This is a genomic window from Cellulosimicrobium cellulans (genome assembly GCF_016921195.1).
In the GTDB taxonomy this organism is placed as follows: Bacteria; Actinomycetota; Actinomycetes; order Actinomycetales; family Cellulomonadaceae; genus Cellulosimicrobium; species Cellulosimicrobium cellulans_F.
This window is the reverse complement of sequence record NZ_JAFGYF010000005.1, coordinates 272271-294516: the sequence shown is the minus strand read 5'-3', so window position 1 is coordinate 294516 and position 22246 is coordinate 272271. Positions and strand designations below refer to the sequence as shown.

The window sequence follows — 22246 nt, the reverse complement described above, 5'->3', positions numbered from 1 at the left end:
ATCCGCCGCCCTCCCCGGCGGGCGCGCCCAGCACGGGGTCGCCTCGCTCAGGGCCGACGCCGGTGCGCGAGGTGGGAGGCGAGGCGCTCGACGGCGCCCGCGAGGTCGTCGGGCTCGACCACGCGCACGGGGGTGGTGAGAGCCAGGCGGGCGACCGTCAGGGCCAGCCGCCCGACGTCCTCACCACGGATCTGGACCGTCACGGCCCCCGACGCGGCGTCGACCACCTCGTGGTCCACCCACCGCAGCACCTCGGGCTCGGTGCCCAGGACGAGGGTGGCGACGCGCTCCCGCGGGACCGCGCCGACGGCGTGGGCGACGAACGAGGCCGCGCCACCGCGGGGGATCTCGCGGGGCGTGAAGCGTCCCCCGGTCGCCTGCGGACGTGCGACCCGGTCGAGCCGGAACGTCCGCCAGTCGTCGCGGTCCCGGTCCCACGCGACGAGGTACCAGCGGCGGTCGGCGGGGACGAGCCGGTGCGGCTCGACCAGCCGTCGGGTGGGGCTGCCGTCGCCGGCGCGGTACGGGAAGCGGACGAGCTCGTGGTCGCGGCACGCCGCCGCGAGCACGCTGAGCGCCCCGGGGTCGACCACGTCGTCGCCGGGCGGCGACGGCACGGGCGTGATGCTGCCGTGCAACGCTGCCACCCGCCGGCGGAGCCGGTGCGGCAGCAGGCTCTCGACCTTGGCGAGGGCCCGCAGCGACGTCTCCTCCATGCCCTCGACGGCGGCGACCGCGGCACAGCCGAGACCGACCGCGAGCGCGACGGCCTCGTCGTCGTCGACCACGAGGGGTGGCAGGTGCGCGCCGGACTCGAGACGGTAGCCCCCGTACCTGCCCGAGGTGGCCGCGACGGGATAGCCGAGACCCCGGAGGCGGCCGACGTCGCGGCGCACGGTCCGCTCGGTCACGTCGAGCCTCCGGGCGAGCTCCGCGCCGGGCCAGAACCGGTGGGTCTGGAGCAGCGAGAGCAGCGCGAGCGCGCGGCCGGTGGGATCCGTCGACATGGTCACAGCCTCCCGCGCACCACGGACATCCCCTGTCCGCGATGGTCCGTACGGTCGCACCGATCGATCGCCGCACCACGCGCATCGGCACGTCACCGGAAGGACCGCACCGTGTCACACGCCATCGACTTTCCCGAACCGACCATGGTCGCCGTCAACGGCATCGAGCTCGAGGTCTTCGAGGCGGGGCAGCAGAACGCCGGCCGGCCCGTCGTCCTCTGCCACGGCTGGCCGGAGCTGGCGTTCTCGTGGCGCCACCAGATGGCGGCGCTCGCGGCCGCCGGCCATCACGTCATCGCCCCCAACCAGCGGGGCTTCGGCAGGTCGTCCCGCCCCGCCGAGGTCACCGACTACGACGTCGTGCACCTGACCGGCGACCTCGTCGGCCTCCTGGACCACTACGGGTACGAGGACGCGACGTTCGTGGGCCACGACTGGGGCGCGAACGTGGTGTGGAGCGCCGCGGTGCTGCACCCGACCCGCGTGAACACGGTGGTCGCGCTCAGCGTGCCGTACATGGAGCGCGGCGACGTGCCGCCCCTCGCGTTCATCGAGGCGGTCGTCGGCAGCGACTCGTACTTCGTCCACTTCAACCGTCAGCCGGGCGTGGCGGACGCCGTGTTCGACGCGAACGTCCACCGGTTCCTGCGCAACCTGTACCGCACGAGCGAGCCCGCGGCCGAGCCGGAGGCGGGCACGTGGCTCCTCGACCTCGCCCACGCGGAGACCCCGCGCGGGGAGCCGGTGATGAGCGACGCCGAGCTGGCGGTGTTCGTCGACGCGTTCGAGGCGTCGGGGTTCACCCCGAGCGTGAACTGGTACCGCAACGTGGACCGCAACTGGGAGCTGATGAGGGAGGTCGACCCGATCGTCCGCCAGCGCGCGCTGATGGTCTACGGCGCGCGGGACACGGTCATGAGGGCCCCGAACCTCGAGGCGTTCGTCCCGCGCGTCGAGGTCGTGGAGCTGGACTGCGGCCACTGGATCCAGCAGGAGCTGCCGCAGGAGACCACCCGCCTTCTCCTCGACTGGCTCCGGCGGCAGGGGTCCACGGAGGGGTCGTGACCCCGGCCGCCGGGCGATCACTCCCAGCCGTGGGACGCGTCCTCGTGCATCGGCGGGCACGTGCCGCCGGGCTCGGTCGCGGCCTCGAAGTGCCACAGCTCGTTCGCGTACGTGCGGCACAGGCCGAACTCCGCGCCGTGCTGCTCGAGCCACAGCGCGCCGTCCGTCGGCCCGACGTCGATCGCGAGGCCCGCGACGTGCTCGGACGACTCGGGCGGGAGCACCCACCGGTGCGCCTCCTCCGCCGACCCGTAGCGCTCCAGCGCCGCGTCGACGAGCTCCTGCTGCTCGGCGGCGGTGCGCCACCCGGACGTGAGGGTGAGCTCGACCCCGTCGGCGTCCGCCGCGGCGCGCGCCGCGTCGAAGCGCCGCTCGAGCTCCGGGTCGAGCCCGGTCGCGGTCTGCGGGCGCGGCGTGGGCGACGGGTCGGCGACGGCGCCGCCGTCGCGCGTCGTCACGGTGAGGTACGTGAGCGCCCCCACGGCGCCGAGCCCTCCGACGACGAGGATCCCGACCACGGCGCGGGCGACGCGTCGGGGTCCGGGACGACCCGGGACGTGGCGGGCGGGGCGGACGGGGCGCAAGGGTGTCGTGGTCATGCGTCGAGGCTCGCCCGCGGCGCCACGTCGTCGCCTCGGCCCGACGGCGACTCCTGGCCCCCGCCGTCCGGCGCACGGGCGCGCCGCGAGGTCCGCCCCCGGCCCGACGCCGTTCCGCCCCAGGGCGGAGGACCGGTGGCGCGCCCTCCCACCCTGGGCGGTGCCGCGCGGACCGGGCCCCGGCTACCGTGGACGGGTGCCCTCGTTCTCCCGGCTGCCCGCGTGGGCGCAGGACCTCACGACCGCGCTCGCCGCGGGACTCGTGTGGTTCGCGACCATCACGGTGATGGAGAGCGGCGACTACTGGTATCCCCGCCACCCCGAGTCGTACCGCGTGGCGGGGCTGTGGATCGTCCTGACCCTCGCCCTGCGCCGGGTCGTGCCGGGGCCGCTCTTCTGGGCGACGGCGATGCTCTACCCCCTGGCCCTGCCGTGGACCATGCAGACGCCGTTCGAGCTCCTGCCGCTCCTGGTCGCGGGGTTCGCCGCGACCCGCTCGGGCGCCGTCCCGTGGGCGCTCGCCGGCCTCGCGGGAGGTCTCTCGGCGTTCGCGACGCAGCTCGCGGAGCGCCCGCACCTGACGTTCCCCCCGGCGCCCTTCTTCCCGCAGTGGGTCGGGCTCGCCCGGTCGCCGTCGGACGTGCTCCTCGCTCTCGCGCTCGTCCTGGGCGCGGTCGCGGCGGGCTACTTCTTCCGCCGCCTCGCGCTGACGTCCGAGCGGCTGCGCGAGCGCAACGCCGAGCTCCAGGCGCTCCAGGCCGAGCTCGCCGAGCGCGCGGTGCTCGCCGAGCGCACGCGGATCGCGCGCGAGCTGCACGACGTCGTCGCGCACCACATGTCCGCGATCGTCGTGCGGGCGCAGGCCGCGGACCGCGTCGCGGCGAACCGGCCCGAGGCTCCCGCCGAGGCCGTGCGCTGGATCAGCGACGAGGGCAAGCAGGCGCTCACCGCGATGCGCTCGGTCGTGCAGGTGCTGCGCCGCGGCGCCGAGGACGACGGCGGGACGGCGGCCCTCGCCCCGACGCCCGACGGCGCCCGCGCGCCCGACGAGCTCCGCGCTGCCGCTCGCCGCCTGCGCGACGCAGGCCGCGACGTCGACCTCACGATCCCCCGCCCCTGGCCGACGACGAGCGCCGAGTCCGGCCTCGCCGTCGTCCGCATCGCCCAGGAGGCCCTGACCAACGTGCTGCTCCACTCGCTCGCCTGCGACGTCACCGTGACGCTGACCGACGACGCGCCCGACCTGCGCCTGCGTGTCCACGACCCGGGCCCTCCCCTGCCGAGCACCGAGGGGCGCCAGGGGCACGGACTGACCTCCATGCGCGAGCGCGCGCTCGCCGCCGGGGGCGAGCTGTCCGCCGGGCCGGACGGGCGCGGCGGCTGGACCGTCGAGGCGCGCATCCCCCGGGAGGGGGCGTGAGCACGACGCAGCCCGCCACGACCGGGGACGACCACGCGCTCGGGCCGGTGCGCGTCGTCGTCGTGGACGACCAGTCGACGATCCGGCTCGGTCTGCGCATGATCCTCGACAACGAGCCGGACGTCACGGTGGTCGGCGAGGCCGGGGACGGCGAGACCGCGGTGGCGATGGCGCGCGCGCTGCGTCCCGACGTCGTGCTCATGGACGTGCGCATGCCGCGTCTCGACGGCATCGAGGCGACCGCGCGCCTCGTCGCCGATCCCGAGCTCGCGGACGTGCGCACGCTCGTCCTGACGACCTTCGACGACGACGAGTACGTGTACGGCGCGCTGCGCGCCGGGGCGGCCGGGTTCCTCCTCAAGGACGCGGACCCGCAGACGCTCGTCGACGCCGTGCACCGCGTCCGCGCGGGCGACTCGCTGCTGGACCCGGCCGTCACCGGGCGCATCATCTCGACGTACGTCGAGCTCGCACGGACGGCGCCGCTCGGGCCGGAGGCCGCCGCGACCGGCGCGCCCGTGACCGGGCTGGACGCCGCGACACCCCGCGAGCGCGAGGTGCTGCTCGCCGTCGCGCGCGGGCTGTCGAACCGCGAGATCGGCGCGGAGCTGCACCTCAGCGAGGCGACCGTGAAGAGCCACGTGCGCTCGCTGCTCACCAAGGTCGGGCTGACCAACCGCGTGCAGCTCGTCATCCTCGCGTACGAGGCCGGGCTCGTACGCCCGGGGACGCGCGACTGACGCCGCCGGGACGCACGAGGGACGCACGGAGGGACGCACGGAGCCCGACGGCGGAAGGGGACTCGCGCCGTCGGGCTCCGGGTTCTCGTGGGGTCGGTCCCTTCGCCGGTCGCGTCAGCCGGCCGCCACGGTCTCGGCGGGCGGGGTCGCCGCCTGCCCGTCCTCGGCACCTGCGACCTCGTGGGCCGCGAGGCGCTCCGCGCGCACGGCCTCGCGGCTGCTGCCGCGGTAGGCCGCGACGAGGATGTCGCGCATGTCCTCCAGGACCGGCATCCGCGGGTTCGCGGGTGCGCACTGGTCCTCGAACGACCGGAGCGCGAGGTCGTCGAGACGGCTCAGGAACGCCCGCTCGTCGACTCCCTGCGCGGCGAACGTGGGCTCGATGCCCACCCTCGCGCGCAGCTCCTCGACCGCCGTCGCGTACGACTCGACTCCCTCCTCGGGGGTGGAGGCCGGCAGGCCGAGGTGCTTCGCGATCTCCTGGAACCGCTCCGGGGCCACGTAGCGCTCGTACTTGGGCCAGCTCGTGAGCTTCGTGGGCACCTGCCCGTTGTAGCGGATCACGTGCGGCAGGAGCACCGCGTTGGTGCGCCCGTGCACGAGGTGGAACGTCGACCCCACGGTGTGCGCCATGGCGTGGACGATGCCGAGCATCGCCGAGCCGAACGCCATGCCCGCGATGGTCGCCGCGTTGTGCATCGTCGAGCGCGCCTTCGGGTCGCCCCGTGTCACCGAGGCCTCGAGGTTCTCGAAGACCAGCTTGATCGCCTGCAGGCACAGCCCGTCGGTGAAGTCGTTCGCGTAGACGGAGACGAACGCCTCGGTCGCGTGCGTGAGGGCGTCGAAGCCGGAGTCGGCCGCGAGCCTGGCCGGCATGGTCTCCGTGAGCACGGGGTCGACGATGGCGACGGTCGGAGTGAGCGCGTAGTCCGCGAGCGGGTACTTGAAGCCCGTCTCCGGGTCGGTGATGACCGCGAACGGCGTCACCTCCGCGCCGGTGCCCGACGACGTCGGGATGCACACGAGCTTCGCCCTGCCCCCGAGCTCCGGGAACTTGTACGCGCGCTTGCGCACGTCGAAGAACTTCTCCCGCATGTCGGAGAACTCGATCTCCGGGTGCTCGTACCGCAGCCACATGACCTTGGCGGCGTCCATCGGCGAGCCGCCGCCGATCGCGATGATCGTGTCGGGCTCGAAGTCGCGCATCGACTCGGCGCCGCGGTCGACCGTGCCGACGCTCGGCTCCGGCTCGACCCCGTCGATAATCTGGATCGCGACCTTCTCCTCGCGGCGGGCGAGGACGTCGAGCACGCGGTCGACGACGCCGATGCGGCTCATCACCTTGTCGGTGACGATCGTGACGCGGTGCACGTCGCGCATCTGCGCGAGGTACTGGATCGAGTTCGGCTCGAAGTACGTCTTGGCGGGCACCTTGAACCACTGCATGTTGTTGTTGCGCCGCCCGATCCGCTTGACGTTGATGAGGTTGACCGCCGAGACGTTGTTCGACACCGAGTTCGCGCCGTAGCTGCCGCACCCGAGCGTGAGCGACGGGAGCAGCGCGTTGTAGATGTCGCCGATGCCGCCGAGCGACGTCGGGCTGTTCCACAGCACGCGCACGGCCTTGACGCGCGACCCGTAGCGCTCGACGAGCGCCTCGTCGGACGTGTGGATCGCGGCCGAGTGGCCCAGGCCGTCGAGCTCGACCATGCGCTCCGCGAGGCGGACGCCGTGCTCGGTGTCCCGCGCGCGCAGCACCGCGAGGACGGGCGTGAGCTTCTCGCGGCTCAGCGGCTCCTGCGGGCCGACGTCGTCGATCTCCGCGAGGATGATCGACGTGTCGTCGGGAACCTCGAAGCCGGCCTCGCGCGCGATCCACACGGGCGACTTGCCGACGACCTTCGGATTGAGCCTCGCGCCGGCGCAGTTCGTCCCGCTCGCCTCGACCCCGAAGATCAGCCGCTCGAGCATCGCCTTCTCGGCGGGCGTCGCGCGGTAGGCGTGCAGACGGGCCAGCTCGCGCATCGCGTCGTCGTAGATCACGTCGTCGAGGATGAGCGCCTGCTCCGACGCGCAGACCATACCGTTGTCGAACGCCTTGGACATGACGACGTCGTTGATCGCGCGGCCGAGGTCGGCGCTCCTCTCGACGTAGGCCGGGACGTTGCCCGCGCCGACGCCGAGCGCCGGCTTGCCTGCCGAGTAGGCCGCGCGGACCATGCCGTTGCCGCCCGTCGCGAGGATGAGCGCCACGCCCGGGTGGTGCATGAGCGTGCTGGTCGCCTCGATCGAGGGGTGCTCGACCCACTGGATGCAGTCGTCGGGCGCGCCCGCCGCCACCGCGGCGTCGCGCACGATGCGGGCCGCCTCGACCGACGAGCGCTGCGCGCTCGGGTGGAACGCGAACACGACGGGGTTGCGCGTCTTGAGCGCGATGAGCGACTTGAAGATCGTGGTCGACGTCGGGTTGGTCACCGGCGTCACGGCGCACACCACGCCCACGGGCTCGGCGATCTCCACGACGCCCGTGAGCTCGTCGCGACCGATGATGCCGACCGTCCTGAGGTTCGCCATCGAGTTGGGCACGTGCTCGCACGCGAAGATGTTCTTGGTCGCCTTGTCCTCGAACACGCCGCGCCCGGTCTCCGCGACGGCCATCTGCGCGAGGTGGCCGTGCTGGTGCAGGCCGGCGACGGACGCCTTGAGGACGATGCGGTCGACGTCCTCCTGCGTCAGGCTCATGTACTGGTCGAGCGCCTTGCGGGCTCGCTCGACGAGGACGTCGATCTCCTGCGTCGTGCGGGTGTCCTCGGTACGGGTCTCGACCTTCGTGGCGGCGCTCCTCGCGCTCATGCGTCCCCTCCGGTGCCCGGTCGGGCCGGGCGTCGGCCGCGGGTGCTGCCGGGACCGGATTGCCCCGGCTCCTTCAGCGGTCTCTACTTGTGAAGGTTTTCACAAGTCGCGGGGTGGGACAAGGCCCGGAGACCGTTCGAGGTCCAAGGTCCCTGCCCCCCGGTGACCTCCGCACCACCGCCCGCCCCGCCGTAGGGTGGGGGACCATGACCGCCGAGCAGACGACCAGCCCTGCGCCCGCGCCCCAGAACCCCGCCGGGACCGCGCTCCCCGACGACGGCGCACCCCACGACCCGTACCTCTGGCTCGAGTCCGTCGACGGCGACGAGGCCCTCGCCTGGGTCCGCGCCCGCAACGCCGAGGTCGCCGACACGCTCGAGGTGGCGGAGGAGTTCGCCACGACGGAGCGCGCGATCCGCGAGGTGCTCGACTCCGACGCCAAGATCCCGGAGGTCTCGAAGATCGGGGACCGGTACTACAACTTCTGGCGCGACGCGCAGCACGAGCGCGGCCTCTGGCGTCGCACGACGCTCGAGTCCTACCGCACCGACGACCCCGAGTGGGAGACCGTGCTCGACCTCGACGCGCTCGCCGCGTCCGAGGGCGAGTCGTGGGTCTGGCACGGCGCGAGCGTCCTGCGCCCGACGCCGGAGCAGCTCGCCGCGGGCGAGCCGTGGCGCCACGCGCTCGTCGAGCTCTCCCCCGGCGGCTCCGACGCCGACGTCACGCGCGAGTTCGACCTCGTCGAGAAGCGGTTCGTCGCCCCCGAGGACGGTGGGTTCTTCCGCGCGGAGGCCAAGGGCTCGCTCGGGTGGATCGACCCCGACACCGTCTACGTGTTCACCGACTTCGGCGAGGGCACGCTCACGCCGTCCGGGTACCCGCGCGTGGTCAAGCGGTGGACGCGCGGCACGCCGCTCGACGACGCCGTGACGGTCTACGAGGGCACCGACGAGGACATGTACATCTCCGCCTGGCGCTCGCACACGCCCGGGTTCGAGCGCGACTTCGTGCACCGCTCCAAGGCGTTCTACTCCGACGAGCTCTACCTCGCCGAGCACCCGGGCACGCCCGAGCAGCGCCTGACGAAGATCGACGTGCCCGACTCGGCCGAGGTCGGCGTGCGGCGCGAGTGGATGCTCGTCGAGCTGCGCGACGACTGGACGGTCGGCGGCGCGACGTACCGCGCGGGCTCGCTGCTCGTGGCGCGGTTCGACGACTTCCTCGCGGGCGACCGCGGCTTCACCGTGCTGTTCGAGCCCACGGCGACGACGTCGCTCGCGGGTGCCACGTGGACGCGCCACCACCTCGTGGTCAACGTGCTCGAGGACGTGAAGAACCGCCTGCACGTGCTGACGCCGCCGGACGCGTCGGGCGGCGCGGGAGACACCGCCGGGACGGAGCCCGCCGACGCGCCGTGGGTGCGCTCCGAGATCCCCGGCCTGCCCGAGCTCGGCACGGTCGCCGTCGGCGCGGTCGACCCCGTCGACTCCGACGACCTGTGGCTCGTCACGACGGACTACCTCACGCCCACGACGCTCTCCCTCCTGTCGCTCGGCGAGCGTCCGGACGAGGCGCGCGCGCCGGAGGTCGTCAAGTCCAACCCTGCGTTCTTCGACGCCGACGGCATGACCGTCGCCCAGCACTTCGCCACGTCCGACGACGGCACGCGCGTGCCCTACTTCGTCGTGGGCCGCGCGGACCTCGTCTCGGGCGAGGGCGACGGCGCGGCACCGACGCTGCTCTACGGGTACGGCGGCTTCGAGATCTCGCTCACGCCCGCGTACTCGGGCGCCCTGGGCCGAGCCTGGCTCTCGCGCGGCGGCGTCTACGTCGTGGCGAACATCCGCGGCGGAGGCGAGTACGGCCCCGCCTGGCACCAGGCCGCGCTCAAGGCGAACCGGCACCGCGCGTACGAGGACTTCGCCGCCGTCGCGCGCGACCTCGTGGCCCGCGGGATCACGACCCACGAGCACCTCGGCATGGAGGGCCGCTCCAACGGCGGCCTCCTCGCGGGCAACATGCTCACGCAGTACCCCGAGCTCTTCGGCGCCGTGATCGTCGGCGTCCCGCTGCTCGACATGCGCCGGTACACCAAGCTCCTCGCCGGGGCCTCGTGGGCAGCGGAGTACGGCGACCCGGACGACCCGGAGCAGTGGGAGTTCATCCGCACCTTCTCGCCGTACCACCTGTTCGACGCCGAGCGCGAGTACCCGCCGGTGCTGTTCACGACGTCGACCAAGGACGATCGCGTCCACCCCGGCCACGCGCGCAAGCTCGCCGCGAAGATGCTCGGCGAGGGCAAGGACGTCACGTACTACGAGAACATCGAGGGCGGCCACGGCGGCGCCGCGAACAACGCCCAGGCGGCGTACATGGCCGCGGTGCACTACCGCTTCCTCGCCGAGCGCCTCGGCTGACGCCCGCTCAGGAGTCGTCGTCCGCGACGACGGGGACCAGGACCACCTCGTCGTCGCGGACCACGATCCTCTCGTCCGGGCACACGGGCCCGTCCACGACCTCCTCGACGCCCGACGCCCGCACGACCGTCACGTCACCCGGCGTGCCGCCGTAGTCGAGGAACACGACCCCACCGCCCCCGTCGACCTCCGACTTCTCGTCCCCGGTCCGGACGGTCACGTCCTCCCCGCTGTTGTTGGCGACCTCCAGGTCCCCACCGCCGTCGCAGCGCGTTCGGGGGCGACACGGGGACGTTCCTGGGAGTTCCTGCGCCCCCCACCGGACTGCCGGGGTAGCACCGTGGTCGGCCGAGGTAGAACTCTGGTCGCGCGAGGTAGAACCCTGGTCGCCCGAGTAGAACTGTGGTCGCCCGAGGTAGAACGGTGGTCACCGTGTTCGACGGCGGTCGGCGGCCCGTGCTGCCGAGTCACCCAAGCGTCGTCGTGCCCGACGACGGTCGCTCGCCCGCCGTCGTCGGTGTCGCGGCCCCGAGGCGACGGGCTCGCGGACGGCGCCCCGGTCGCTCGCGAGGCCGGGAGCGGCGAGCCTCCCGGGTCGGACCGCGCGGCCTGTCGGATCGACCAGGCGGACCCGGCTGGCCGAGCCGGGCGACCCGACCGTGTCAGGGGACCGCGACGCACCAGCGGGGCGCTCGCCCCCGCCCGGGCCCCGCAGCGCACCTGGGTCACCGTCCGACCCGGGCCCGCGATGCACCTGAGGCACCGCCCCGCCCTGGGCTCGCATCGGCCCTGGGCCTTGGCACGTCGGTCCAGCCCGCGGACGCCGCCGGACGTCCCGAGGGCACGCCGCAGCGAGGCGAACCGGCACCGCGGGCGGTCGCCCGAGGTGGGCCAAGACCAGGGTGGGTCGAAGCCGGTCGGGGTGGGTGGTGGTGCCGCGTCGTGGCGGGCCTGGCGGGAGCCGCGAGGAACGAGCGGCGGATGGTAGACGCGGCACCACCACCCACCCCGACCACCCCAGGCGACCAGACCGCCGTCGGCCAGGAAACAACCACGGCTCTACCTCGCGCAACCACGGTTCTACCTCGCGCGACCACGGTCCTACTTCGGCAGGCCAGGGTTCTCCCTCGGCGCGAGGTCAGGAGTGCGGGACCGTCGCGGTGATGAGGGTGCCGTCGTCGCGGCGGTTGCCGGACAGCGCGCGCAGGCTCGGGCGGCCGGGACGCACGGGGCCCTGGCCGTCGAGCGGGACGCGTACGACGTCGCCCGGGACGACCTTGACCTTCTCGCCGCGCACCGTGACCTGCGCGCCGTCGCCGGTCTCGGCGTCGAGCTCGATCGCGTCGGGGTGCACCGTGACGCGCAGGCGCGAGCCGTTCCACTGGACGCGGAACGTCAGCGACTCCCACTCCTGCGGCAGGCGCGGGTCGAAGCTCAGCTCGCCGTCGGAGTCGCGCATGCCGCCGAACCCGCACGCGAGCGCGGACCACGTGCCGCCCGCTGACGCGACGTGCACGCCGTCGGCCGCGTTGGCGTGGAGGTTCGCCAGGTCGACGAACAGCGACGACACGAAGTACTCGAGCGCGAGCTCGTGGTACCCGACCTCGGCCGCGACGATCGACTGCACGACGCCGGACAGCGTCGAGTCGCCCGTGGTCAGCGGGTCGTAGTACTCGAAGTCGGCGAGCTTCTCCTCCGCCGTGAAGTGCTGGCCCTGGAGGAACAGCGCGAGCACGACGTCCGCCTGCTTGAGCACCTGGTAGCGGTAGATGACGAGCGGGTGGTAGTGCAGCAGGAGGGGCCGCTTGTTCGCGGGGGTGTGCGCGAGGTCCCAGATCTCGCGCTCGAGGAAGTGCGAGTCCTGCGGGTGGATCCCGATGCTCTCGGCGTACGGGATCGACATGTGGTCGGCCGCGCGGACCCACTCCGCCGCCTCGTACGCGCCGAGCCCGAGCCGGTCGACGAGGCGCTTGTAGTCCTCGGGGTGCTCGGCCTTCATGCGCTCGACGACGAACGCCGCCGCGCGCAGGTTGAACCGCGCCATGACGTTCGTGAAGAGGTTGTCGTTGACGACGGTCGTGTACTCGTCGGGGCCGGTGACGCCGTGGATGTGGAAGTTGTCGTCGCCGTTGGCGCGCCAGAACCCGAGGTCCTCCCACATGCGCGCGGTCTCGACGAGGATGTCCACGCCCTCGCGGCGCAGGAAGTCGGTGTCGCCCGTCGCGCGCACGTACTGCACGAGCGCGTAGCTGACGTCCGCGTCGATGTGGTACTGCGCGGTGCCCGCCGCGTAGTAGGCGGACGCCTCCTCGCCGTTGATCGTGCGCCAGGGGAAGAGCGCGCCCTTCTGCGACAGCTCGGCCGCGCGGCGCCGGGCCGCGTCGAGCATCTGGTAGCGGAAGCGCAGCGCGTTGCGCGCGTACCGGGGGCTCGTGTAGGTCAGGAAGGGCAGGACGTAGATCTCGGTGTCCCAGAAGTAGTGCCCGCTGTACCCGGAGCCCGTCAGGCCCTTGGCGGGGACGCCGTTGCCCTCCGCGCGGGCCGTCGCCTGGGCGAGCTGGAACAGGTTCCAGCGCACCGCCTGCTGGATGCCCGGCTGGCCGGGGATCTCGACGTCGGAGCGCGCCCAGAAGTCGTCGAGCCACCCGCGCTGGAGCGCGAGCTGGGCCTCGACGCCGGTCTCGCGCGCGCGGTCGAGCGTGCGGCGACAGCGGTCGACGAGCTCGCGCGACGGTACGCCGCGCGACGTGTGGTACGCGACGAGCTTGGTGAGCCGGATGGGCCGGCCGGGCTCCGCGTGGATGCGGAACACGTGCTTGGCGAGGTCCTCGTCGACCTGCGTCCGGACGTCCCACTCGTTCTCGGTCTCGAGCAGGTCGTCCGCCGCGACCGCGAGCGTCATGCCCGAGTTCGTCGCGCGGTAGGAGAGCACGAGCCGCTCGTCGTCGCCCCACTGGGACTGCGGCTGCAGCACGCGCCCCGAGAACTGGTCGGTCTTGCGCGGGTCGAACCCTTCGCCGAGCGACGCGGCGCGCACGTGGTACTCGTCCTGGCCGTCCTGCCGGTTGAGCACCTGCGAGGAGATCGCGACGGGCGCCGCGGCGTCGAGCAGCGTGACCTCGAACGTCATGATCGCCAGGTGCCGCTCGACGAACGACACCATGCGCTCGGAGCGGACCTGCACGCGCTTGCCCGACGGCGTGCGCCACAGCAGCTCGCGACGTAGCACCCCGTCGCGCAGGTCGAGCGACCGCTCGTAGTCCACGAGGTCCGCGACGGGCAGCAGGAGCGGCTCGTCGTCGACGTACAGCCGGATGACCTTCGCGTCCGGGACGTTGACGATGGTCTGCCCGACGCGCGCGAACCCGTACGCCTCCTCGGCGTGCCGGATCGACCAGGTCTCGTGGAACCCGTTGACGAACGTGCCGTGCGAGTGGGACTCCCGCCCCTCCTCGACGTTGCCGCGCATGCCGAGGTAGCCGTTCGCGACGGCGAACAGCGTCTCGGTCACCCCGAGGTCCTCGGCGGAGAACTGCGACTCGACGAGCCGCCACGGCTCGGCCGGGAAGCGCAGCCGGTCCACGGTGCTCTGCTCGTCGGCGGTCTTGCGGATCACGCGCCCGCCTCCTCGTCGGCCGGAGCAGCGACGGCGGCGCGCGGCCGGTCGAGGACCGTCGCGTCGAGCTCGCCGAGATCGGGAACGACGACGTCGGCCCCGTGCGCTCGCAGCGCGTCCGCGCCCACGCCGCGGTCGACGCCGAGCACGAGCCCGAAGTCCCCGGCCGCGCCGGCCCGGACGCCCGACAGCGCGTCCTCCACGACGACAGCCTCGGCGGCCGGGACGCCGAGGAGCTGCGCCGCGTACAGGTACGTGTCGGGAGCCGGCTTGCCGGCGATGTGCTCGCGGGCCGCGACGTTCCCGTCGACGACGACCGGGAACCGGTCGGTCAGGCCCGCCGCCGCGAGGACCGCGGGCGTGTTGCGCGACGACGACACGACCGCGACGGCGGCGCCCGCCTCGGTCACGGCGTCGAGGAAGCGCACCGAGCCGGGGTAGGGCGTGATGCCCTCGTCGACGAACATGCGGTTGACGATCTCGTCCTTGCGGTTGCCGAGCGCGCACACCGTCCCCTCGCCGGGCGCGTCCGTGACCTCGCCGCGCGGCAGCTCGACGCCGCGCGACGCGAGGAACGTCGCGACGCCGTCGTACCGGGGCTTGCCGTCGATCGACGCGAAGTAGTCCGCGGCGGTGTACGGGGCGAGGCCGTGCGCGGCGCAGTAGGGCGCGAACAGCCGTTCCCAGGCGCGCATGTGGAGCTCGGCGGTCGGCGTGAGCACGCCGTCGAGGTCGAACAGCACGGCTCGCAGGACGGGCATGGGGGTCCTTCACGGGTGGGGGGACGAGGGGGGACGACGGTCAAGCGTACGCATGCGGAGGCGCGCGCGGGAAGCGCCGAGCGTGCGTCCAGGTGCTGCTCAGGCGTGGGCGCGCTCGGCCAGGACGTCGGCGACGCGGCCGAGGTTCGCGAGCAGCGCGCGGTGCTCGTCAGGAGTGCCGTCGACGCCGCGGCCCGGGCCTCCCCCGGCCGTGCGCGCGGCGCCCAGGAGCGTGACGTCGTCGAGCGCCGCGAGCGGGAGCCCGATGCGGCGCCACGGCACACTGACCAGGTCGGCGAGCTCGCCCAGCGCGGGCCCGGCGCACTGGGAGACCTTCGCGGGCGGGAGCTCGGCCCACAGGCCGACGCCCCGCTCGACGGCCCGGGCGACGGTCTCCCACAGCCGCTCGTCCCACGCGCCGAGCGCGAGGCCGACGGCGTCCGTCCCCGCGAGCACGGCCGGCGCCACGCCGACCCATGCGGGCCCCACGTGGACGACCGTCGACGCCGACGCGTCCCGGGCGGCGTCGAGCACGGGCCGCAGCCCGTCCACGAGGTCCGGGCCGGGGACCGCACGCAACCGCGAGTAGCCCGAGAACGACGGGAGCACGCCCGCCCCGACCTGGGCGAGCAGCGGCTCGTCCACCTGCACGACGACGTCCGCCCCCGGCACCTGCCGGCGCACCTGGGCGACGTGCTCGCCCACGCCCACGGCGAGCGCCTGGACCACCTCGCGCACGGCGCCCGGGTCGGACAGCACGCGGTCGCCGCGCGCGAGGTACACGTCCGCGGCGAGCGTCCAGGGACCGGTCACGGTCACGGCGAGCGGCCCGGAGTACCCCGCGCCCGCGATGGCGAGCGCCTCCAGGTCCGCACGCAGGACGGACTCGGCGCGGCGCAGGTCCGCACCCCCGTGGTCCGCGAGCTTCCACCCGTGCGGCCCCAGCTCGACGGGGAGGCCGGGCAGCAGCGCGGCGGTCCGCCCGGTCGCGTCCGCGCCGGGGCCGCGCCCCGGGAGCTGGACGAGGAACGGTACGCCGCGCACGCCGGTCGGGACCTCCGCGAGGTCGCCGAGCACCGTGAGCTGCGCCTCCAGCACGTCCGCGCCCTCGCCGCCGGGCCACGGCCCGAGGCCGCTCACCGCGGTCATGCCGCATCCCCGCGCGAGCCCTCGGCCCGGGCGCCGCCCGACCTCTCGTCACGAACCACGTGCCGTCCACCTCTCTCCAGGAGCACACTGGGAAACCGAGCCGTGCCGCGACCCCGCCGGGGTCCGGGGGCCGCGCGGCCGCCTGGCGGAAGGGCTCCGACATGGGCACGCACGAGAACAAGGCCACGGCGGTCGCCGTGCACACGCGGGCGATCCCCGGCAACCACGGCGACGCGCTCGCGACGCTGCTGGCCCCCGGGTTCCGCAACCACGACGGGTCGCCCGGCTGCGAGGGCGGCGCCGACGCCCTCCTCGCGACGATGCACTGGTACGACGAGGCCTTCGAGGACCAGCACGTCGAGGTCCTGCACGCCGTCGCCGAGGGCGACCTCGTCGCGCTGCACGTCGAGCTCAGCGCGCGGCACACCGGGTTCTTCCGCGGCGTCGCCCCGACGGGGCGCCGGTTCCGGGTGCGCGAGATGCACGTGCTGCGCTTCGCGGACGGCCGGGAGGCCGAGCACTGGTGCGTGCGTGACGAGTCCGCGCTCGTGCGCGCGCTCGCTCACCCGGCGCCCGTCGGCGTCGGCTGAGCGGGCTGGGCGGTAGCCGCCGTGGCGGCCGGCCCCGCCCCGGCCCGGTAGGCCCGGTCCACGGTCGCCTGACCGAGAACCCGCGGGCCGGCGTAGACGACGAGCGACTGCCCGGCGGCGACGCCCCGCAGCGGCGTCCCCGTGAGCTCGACCTCCATCGCGTCACCGACGGCCCGGACCCGAGCCGCGACCGGGGCGCCGTGCGCGCGGACCTGCACCTCGACGTCGGCCCGCTCCCCCGCCGCCGGGCGCGCGTCGTCGAACCAGACCGCCGCGCCGGCCTCGATCCGGTCGACGCTCAGCAGCTCGGCCGGGCCGACGACCACGCGGTTGCTCGCGGGCTGCACGTCGAGCACGTACCGGGGCCGGCCGTCGGGCGCGGGACGGTCGATGCCCAGGCCCTTGCGCTGGCCGACCGTGTACGCGTACGCGCCGTCGTGCCGGCCGAGCACGGTCCCCTCGGCGTCGACGATCTCGCCCGGCCGCGCGCCGAGGCGGTCGCGCAGGAAGCCCTGGGTGTCGCCGTCGGCGACGAAGCAGATGTCGTACGAGTCGGGCTTCGCGGACACGGACAGCCCGCGTCGCGCGGCCTCGGCGCGCACCTCGTCCTTCGACGCGAAGTCCCCGAGGGGGAACACCGCTCGGGCGAGGCGCTCGGGACCCATGACCGCGAGGACGTACGACTGGTCCTTGGCCGTGTTCGGCGAGCGGTGGAGCTCGCGCACCGTGCGCACCCCGCCCGGGGCGGACACGTCGGCCTCCTCGCGCGTCACGACGCGCGCGTAGTGGCCCGTCGCGACGGCGTCGAAGCCGAGCGCGGTCGCCTTGTCGAGCAGCGCCTCGAACTTGATGTGCTCGTTGCAGCGCACGCACGGGTTGGGCGTGCGGCCCGCCTCGTACTCCGCGAGGAAGTCGGCCACGACCGTGTCCTCGAACCGCTCCGAGAGGTCCCACACGTAGTACGGGATGCCGAGCACGTCGGCCGCGCGCCGCGCGTCCCCCGCGTCCTCGATGGAGCAGCACCCGCGCGACCCGGTACGGAACTGGTCGCGGTTGCGCGACAGCGCCATGTGCACGCCCACGACCTCGTGGCCCGCCTCGACCGCGAGCGCCGCGGCGACGGCCGAGTCGACGCCGCCGGACATGGCGGCGAGCACCCTCACGCGGCACCCCCCGCGCGGGTCGGGACCGCGGTGCGGGTCGAGGCCGGCGTGCGCGTCGGTGACGACGCGAGGCCTGCGGCCCGCGCGCGCTCGACCGCGGCCGGCAGGGCGTCGAGCAGGCGCGCGACGTCGTCGGGCGTGGACGTCGACCCGAGCGAGAAGCGCAGCGCGCCGCGCGCGTCCTGCTCCGGCACGCCCATCGCGAGGAGCACGTGCGACGGCTGCGGCACGCCGGCCTGGCACGCCGAGCCCGTCGAGGCCTGCACGCCCGCGGAGTCGAGCAGGTAGAGGAGCGAGTCGCCCTCGGCCCCCGGGAACGTGAAGTGCGCGTTGCCGGGCAGCCGCGCCGCGTCACGGTCACCGGACCTCGGCTCAGGGCCGCTGAGCACGGCGTCGGGGACGCGCTCGCGCACGCCCGCGACGAGCTCGTCGCGCAGCGTGCCGAGGTGGGCGGCGCGCTCCTCGCGGCGTGCGACGGCCTCCGCGACGGCGACGCCGAACGCGCGGATCGCGGGCGCGTCGAGCGTGCCGGAGCGCACGCCGCGCTCCTGCCCGCCGCCGTGCAGCACGGGCGTGAGCGGCGCGTCGCGGCGCGCGACGAGCGCGCCGACGCCGACGGGGCCGCCGAGCTTGTGCCCGGAGACGGTCATCGCGTCGAGACCGCTCGCCGCGAAGTCGACGGGGACCTGCCCGACCGCCTGCACCGCGTCGGAGTGCACCGGGATGCCGTGCGGGCGCGCGAGCTGGACGACCTCCTGCACCGGCTGGAGCGTGCCCACCTCGTTGTTGGCCCACATGACGGAGATCAGCGCGATCTCGTCCGCGTGCTCCGCGATCTCCGCGCGCAGCGCCGCGAGGTCCACGCGCCCCTCGCCGTCGACGGGCAGCAGCACGATCTCCGCGCCCGCGTGCTCGGCCATCCAGAACGCGGGGTCGAGCACCGCGTGGTGCTCGACCGCAGAGACGACGATCCGCAGCCGGCGCGGGTCCGTCGTGCGCCGGCCCCAGAACAGGCCCTTGATCGCGAGGTTGTCCGCCTCGGTGCCCCCCGCGGTGAACACGACCTCGCTCGGGCGGGCGTCGAGCGCCGCGGCGACCGACTCGCGCGCCTCCTCGACCGTGCGTCGGGCGGCGCGGCCCGCCGCGTGCAGGGACGACGGGTTGCCGGTGCGCGACAGCTCGTCGACGAACGCCTCGCGCGCCGCCGCGGACAGCGGCGTCGTGGCGGCGTGGTCGAGGTACGCGGCCGCCGCGGGGACAGGGCCGGAAGGGTGGGTCACGGTCACCCAGTCTACGAAGCGTCGCGGCGCTCGCGGTCCGAGGAGTGGGCGGCGCTGGACTTCCCGACGAGAAGCGCTAGGTTGTGGGAGGTCTGCGCCCGGCCGTCGCCGGGCGCTCGTCCCGGTCGCAGGACCGCCGTCGCGCGCCACACGTCGCCGCGGGACGGAAGCGTGCCGAGGACGAGTCCGTCCAGCCACCGACAGGGGAAGTGGCATCTCGATGCCCGACGACGCCGCACCGCCCGCCGTCGAGGCCACCGGGGACGTCCCGGTCGCCTCGGGCGGCGGCCGCCTGCTCTGGCGAGACCTGCCGCCCGCGCTGCGCGACGAGCTCGAGGCGGTCGCCGGCGGCCGGGTCGTGCAGGAACGCTCCGTCTCGTCCGGGTTCAGCCCCGGCCTCGCGTCCGTGCTCACGTTCGACGACGGCAGCCGGCTCTTCGTCAAGGCCGCCCGGACCGCGGACGAGCCGGTCGCGGCCGACCTGCACCGCGCCGAGGCGAAGGTCGCGACGCGGCTGCCGCGCGCGGTCCCCGCCCCGCGCTTCGCCTGGGGTCACGGGGACGGCGACTGGATCGCCCTCGCGTTCGACGTCGTCGACGGGCACGTGCCCACCACGCCGTGGGACCCCGACGAGCTCGACCGGGTCCTGACCGCGCTCGTCCGCGTCGCGGCCGTCCCAGGTGCCCGCGCGATGCGCCTGCCGCCGACCGGGCCCGACTTCGCCGACATGGCGACCGGGTGGCGCGCGCTGCGCGCGGACCCCGACCCGCGCCTGCCCGCCGTCGCGCCGTGGGCCGCCGCGCACCTCGACGCGCTCGCGGAGGCCGAGCGCGGGGCGCTCGTCGCGTGCGAGGGCGAGTCGTTCGTGCACGGCGACCTGCGCGCCGACAACGTCCTGCTCACGCCGGAGAAGGTCTACCTCGTCGACTGGCCGCACGCCTCGCGCGGCGCGGCGTGGCTCGACCTCGCGATGTTCCTGCCCAGCGTCGTCATGCAGGGCGTCGTCGGCGTGTGCGAGCCCGTCACGGTGAGCGCCGACGCGCCGCGCCGCGCGCGCGGCGGCGCCTGGGCGGCCTCGACGTTCGCCGCGCACCCCCTCGGGCACGACGTGCACCCCACCGACCTGCGGTCCGTCGTCGCCGGGATCGCCGGCTACTTCCTCCACTCGGCGCGCAAGCCCGCCGTCCCGACGATCCCCCGCCTGCGGGCCTTCCAGCGCGCCCAGGGCGTCGCAGCCGTCGCCTGGCTGGAGCACCTCGGTCTCTGACCGCCCCACCGCGACAGTCCCTCCGCGGACGACGGAGGGGCCCCGCGCCGTCGCGGCGCCGAGCCCCTCCGTCATGCGGGCGACCTCAGTCGCGCCAGACCTGGACGACGGACGGGCGCGGGCCCGCGAAGGCACCCGTCGGCACCGGGGCCCCCGGCGTCAGGTAGTCGGGGAAGTAGGACGCCTGGGCGTCGAACGACCCGTCCTCGCCGGGGTGCTGGACCGCCACGTAGACCATGCGGTCCGTGGAGTCCACGAGGGGCCCGCACGTCTCGGCGCCGCGCGGCACCGAGAGGAACTGCTCGACCCGGCCGCGCTCGCGACCGTCGAGCGTGACCTTGAACAGCCCGTCGCACTTCTGGATGGTGCTCGGCTGGCCGTCGGTCGAGATCCAGAGGTTGCCCTCCGCGTCGAACGCGAGGTTGTCCGGGCAGGAGATCGGGGAGACCTTCTCCTTCGGGTAGCCCGAGAAGTAGGTGGAGGTGTTCGTCGCGGGGTCGCCCGCGACGAGGAGCAGGTTCCACCGGAACGTCAGGGACGCGGCGTCGTCGCGGTCCTCGACGATCTCCACGACGTGCCCGTCGCGGTTGGTGTTGCGCGGGTTCGGCTCGGTCGCGGCCTCGGCCGCCGCGGGACCGCGCGAGGTGTTGTTGGTGCACGCGACGTAGACGCGACCCGTCACGGGGTTGGGCTCGACGTCCTCGGGCCGGTCCATCTTCGTCGCCCCGACCTTGTCGGCCGCGACGCGCGTGTAGACGAGCACCTCCTCGAGGCTCATGCCCTCGACCTGGCTCCGCCCGTCGAGGACGAGCGGGACCCACTCGCCCCAGCCGTCGAACGCGCCGTCGGACGGCACCGCCCCCGACCCGTCGATCTCGGACGCGGGCGAGTCGCCGTGGAAGCGCGCGACGTACAGCGAGCCCTCGGTGAGCAGCGTCTTGTTGTGGCGCCGCGCCGCCTCGCTGTTCCCCGGGCGCATCGTGCGCGACGAGACGAACTTGTAGACGTAGTCGAAGCGCTCGTCGTCGCCCATGTACGCGACCGCGTTTCCGCGGCGCGAGAGGATCACGTTGGCGCCCTCGTGCTTGAAGCGACCGAGCGCCGTGTGCTTGACCGGGGCCTCGTCGGGCGCGTACGGGTCGATCTCGACGATCCAGCCGAACCGGTTGGGCTCGTTCTCGTACCCGGGGTTGCGGGCGTCGAAGCGCGGGTCGTCGAGCTCCCAGCCGTAGCCCGTCGCGGCGTCGCGCAGGCCGTAGCGCGCGTCGTGGCCGGTGCCCGACGTGCGGAAGTAGCCGTTGTAGTTCTCCTCGCCCGAGAGCACGGTGCCCCACGGCGTCGTGCCGCCCGCGCAGTTGTTCAGCGTGCCGAGCACGCGCGTCCCCGACGGGTCCGCGACGGTCTTGACGAGGTCCGAGCCGGCCGCGGGTCCGGTGAGGCGGAACTCGGTCGTCATGTGCACGCGACGGTTGTACCGGCTGTCGGCCACGTAGTCCCACGGCGTGCCCGTGCGGCGGCGACGCACCTCGACGACCGACATACCGTGCGCGGCACGCTCGATGGCGCGGCGCGTCGGGGCGTCGTACGAGGCGTCGAACATGATCGCCGGGTTCGTGTACTCGTGGTTCGCGACGAGCAGGCCGCGCGTACCGCGGCCCGGACCCTTGCCCCGGCCCTGCGCGCCGGCGAGGGCGTGCTGGCGCTCGAACGGCAGGATGTCGAGGTAGTCGTTGTTGTAGCCGAACTGCCGGGCCTGCTGCTCGGGCGTCTGGCGCGCGACGTCGAACGGCCGCCCGCCGCGCAGGATCGGGTCGCCCCAGCGGATCACCGGGCGCCACCGATAGCCCTCCGGCACGACGAACGCGTCGCGCGCCGCGGGCTGTGGCGAGATCGCGCCGAAGGCCAGGCCCTTCTGCGGACGGCCGCCGCCGTGGCCCCCGTGCGCCGCGACACCCTGCGCGGCGGCCGGCGACGCGCCGATCGTCTGCGCACCGAGCACGACGGCGGCGGCGCCGACCGCGAGCCCGCCGAGCAGCGCACGGCGCGACATCGCGCCGGCGACGACGTCACGGAACGTCTCGTTGGCGCTCGCGTTGGGGACCGGGTGCGAGCACGCGTCGGCGCACTTCAGCCGGCAGGTGACGGGGCTGCGCTTGCCGCGCGCGTGCGGCGCGACGGAGAGCAGGGGGCGATGCTCGGGGGCAGGCGTGATCGTCATCGGTCGTCTCCACAGGTCGGGGGGCCTCCCCGTCACCGGGGAGTCGGCCCGACGCTAGGAACGGTCGATGACGGGCCGGCCACCACCCGGAGGACGCC

The 22246-nt window shown here is 74.4% G+C and carries 16 protein-coding genes; 6 read left to right on the top strand and 10 right to left on the bottom strand.

The genetic code is table 11. From position 1 onward, the window contains the following. Positions 1-47: 47 nt before the first annotated feature. Positions 48-1007 carry a helix-turn-helix transcriptional regulator gene (locus JN535_RS13110; protein ID WP_205205971.1) on the bottom strand — a complete coding sequence of 320 codons (960 nt, stop codon included), beginning with the start codon at positions 1005-1007 and terminating at the stop codon, positions 48-50. A gap of 111 nt (positions 1008-1118) precedes the next feature. Between JN535_RS13110 and JN535_RS13105 the strand changes: the two genes are divergently transcribed. Further along, positions 1119-2072: an alpha/beta fold hydrolase gene (locus JN535_RS13105; protein WP_307868683.1), complete on the top strand. Its 954-nt coding sequence runs from the start codon at positions 1119-1121 to the stop codon at positions 2070-2072. A 17-nt stretch (positions 2073-2089) separates the two neighbouring features. Here the strand turns inward: JN535_RS13105 and JN535_RS13100 are convergent, their stop codons facing one another. Beyond that, entirely contained in the window at positions 2090-2671 is a 582-nt protein-coding gene (locus JN535_RS13100; protein ID WP_205205970.1) for a M15 family metallopeptidase, read from the bottom strand. A gap of 196 nt (positions 2672-2867) precedes the next feature. Between JN535_RS13100 and JN535_RS21280 the strand changes: the two genes are divergently transcribed. Continuing rightward, positions 2868-4091 carry a sensor histidine kinase gene (locus tag JN535_RS21280; protein ID WP_205205969.1) on the top strand — a complete coding sequence of 408 codons (1224 nt, stop codon included), beginning with the start codon at positions 2868-2870 and terminating at the stop codon, positions 4089-4091. Further along, positions 4088-4831: a response regulator transcription factor gene (locus tag JN535_RS13090; RefSeq protein WP_307868682.1), complete on the top strand. Its 744-nt coding sequence runs from the start codon at positions 4088-4090 to the stop codon at positions 4829-4831. The genes JN535_RS21280 and JN535_RS13090 overlap by 4 nt, the downstream gene beginning before the upstream one ends. Before the next feature lie 114 nt (positions 4832-4945). On the opposite strand, the gene adhE is transcribed toward JN535_RS13090, so the two are convergent. Beyond that, positions 4946-7684, bottom strand: coding sequence for a bifunctional acetaldehyde-CoA/alcohol dehydrogenase (adhE, locus tag JN535_RS13085; protein WP_205205968.1), 2739 nt, complete (start codon positions 7682-7684; stop codon positions 4946-4948). Between the two features lie 206 nt (positions 7685-7890). Here adhE and JN535_RS13080 point away from each other — a divergent pair, with 206 nt between their 5' ends. Next, entirely contained in the window at positions 7891-10104 is a 2214-nt protein-coding gene (locus JN535_RS13080) for a prolyl oligopeptidase family serine peptidase (RefSeq protein WP_205205967.1), read from the top strand. Between the two features lie 7 nt (positions 10105-10111). Here JN535_RS13080 and JN535_RS13075 read toward each other — a convergent pair whose 3' ends face one another. The 4 genes from JN535_RS13075 to JN535_RS13060 all read right to left on the bottom strand — a co-directional run bounded on the left by JN535_RS13075 (position 10112) and on the right by JN535_RS13060 (position 15630). After that, a complete protein-coding gene (locus JN535_RS13075; RefSeq protein ID WP_205205966.1) occupies positions 10112-10324 on the bottom strand; it encodes a hypothetical protein in 213 nt (70 codons plus the stop codon). Positions 10325-11242: 918 nt separating this feature from the next. Continuing rightward, the gene (locus JN535_RS13070) at positions 11243-13720 is read right to left on the bottom strand and encodes a glycoside hydrolase family 65 protein (RefSeq protein ID WP_205205965.1); all 2478 of its coding nucleotides are present in this window, start codon (positions 13718-13720) and stop codon (positions 11243-11245) included. Next, positions 13717-14481 (bottom strand): HAD family hydrolase, encoded by a 765-nt coding sequence (locus JN535_RS13065; protein ID WP_205205964.1) that lies wholly within the window; start codon positions 14479-14481, stop codon positions 13717-13719. Before JN535_RS13065 ends, JN535_RS13070 begins: the two co-directional genes overlap by 4 nt. A 99-nt stretch (positions 14482-14580) precedes the next feature. After that, entirely contained in the window at positions 14581-15630 is a 1050-nt protein-coding gene (locus JN535_RS13060) for a hypothetical protein (protein WP_205205963.1), read from the bottom strand. Between the two features lie 161 nt (positions 15631-15791). Between JN535_RS13060 and JN535_RS13055 the strand changes: the two genes are divergently transcribed. After that, on the top strand, positions 15792-16220 hold the full coding sequence (locus JN535_RS13055; RefSeq protein ID WP_205205962.1) for an ester cyclase: 429 nt from the start codon (positions 15792-15794) through the stop codon (positions 16218-16220). On the opposite strand, the gene mnmA is transcribed toward JN535_RS13055, so the two are convergent. After that, positions 16193-17383: a tRNA 2-thiouridine(34) synthase MnmA gene (mnmA, locus tag JN535_RS13050; RefSeq protein WP_205205961.1), complete on the bottom strand. Its 1191-nt coding sequence runs from the start codon at positions 17381-17383 to the stop codon at positions 16193-16195. The two genes, JN535_RS13055 and mnmA, sit on opposite strands and share 28 nt — an antisense overlap. After that, positions 17380-18663, bottom strand: coding sequence for a cysteine desulfurase family protein (locus JN535_RS13045; protein ID WP_205205960.1), 1284 nt, complete (start codon positions 18661-18663; stop codon positions 17380-17382). The genes mnmA and JN535_RS13045 overlap by 4 nt, the downstream gene beginning before the upstream one ends. Before the next feature lie 220 nt (positions 18664-18883). On the opposite strand from JN535_RS13045, the gene JN535_RS13040 reads away from it, so the two are divergent. Next, positions 18884-19930: an aminoglycoside phosphotransferase family protein gene (locus tag JN535_RS13040; protein WP_205205959.1), complete on the top strand. Its 1047-nt coding sequence runs from the start codon at positions 18884-18886 to the stop codon at positions 19928-19930. An 85-nt stretch (positions 19931-20015) separates the two neighbouring features. Here JN535_RS13040 and JN535_RS13035 read toward each other — a convergent pair whose 3' ends face one another. Beyond that, positions 20016-22148 carry a PhoX family protein gene (locus JN535_RS13035; RefSeq protein ID WP_205205958.1) on the bottom strand — a complete coding sequence of 711 codons (2133 nt, stop codon included), beginning with the start codon at positions 22146-22148 and terminating at the stop codon, positions 20016-20018. Between the last annotated feature and the right edge of the window lie 98 nt (positions 22149-22246).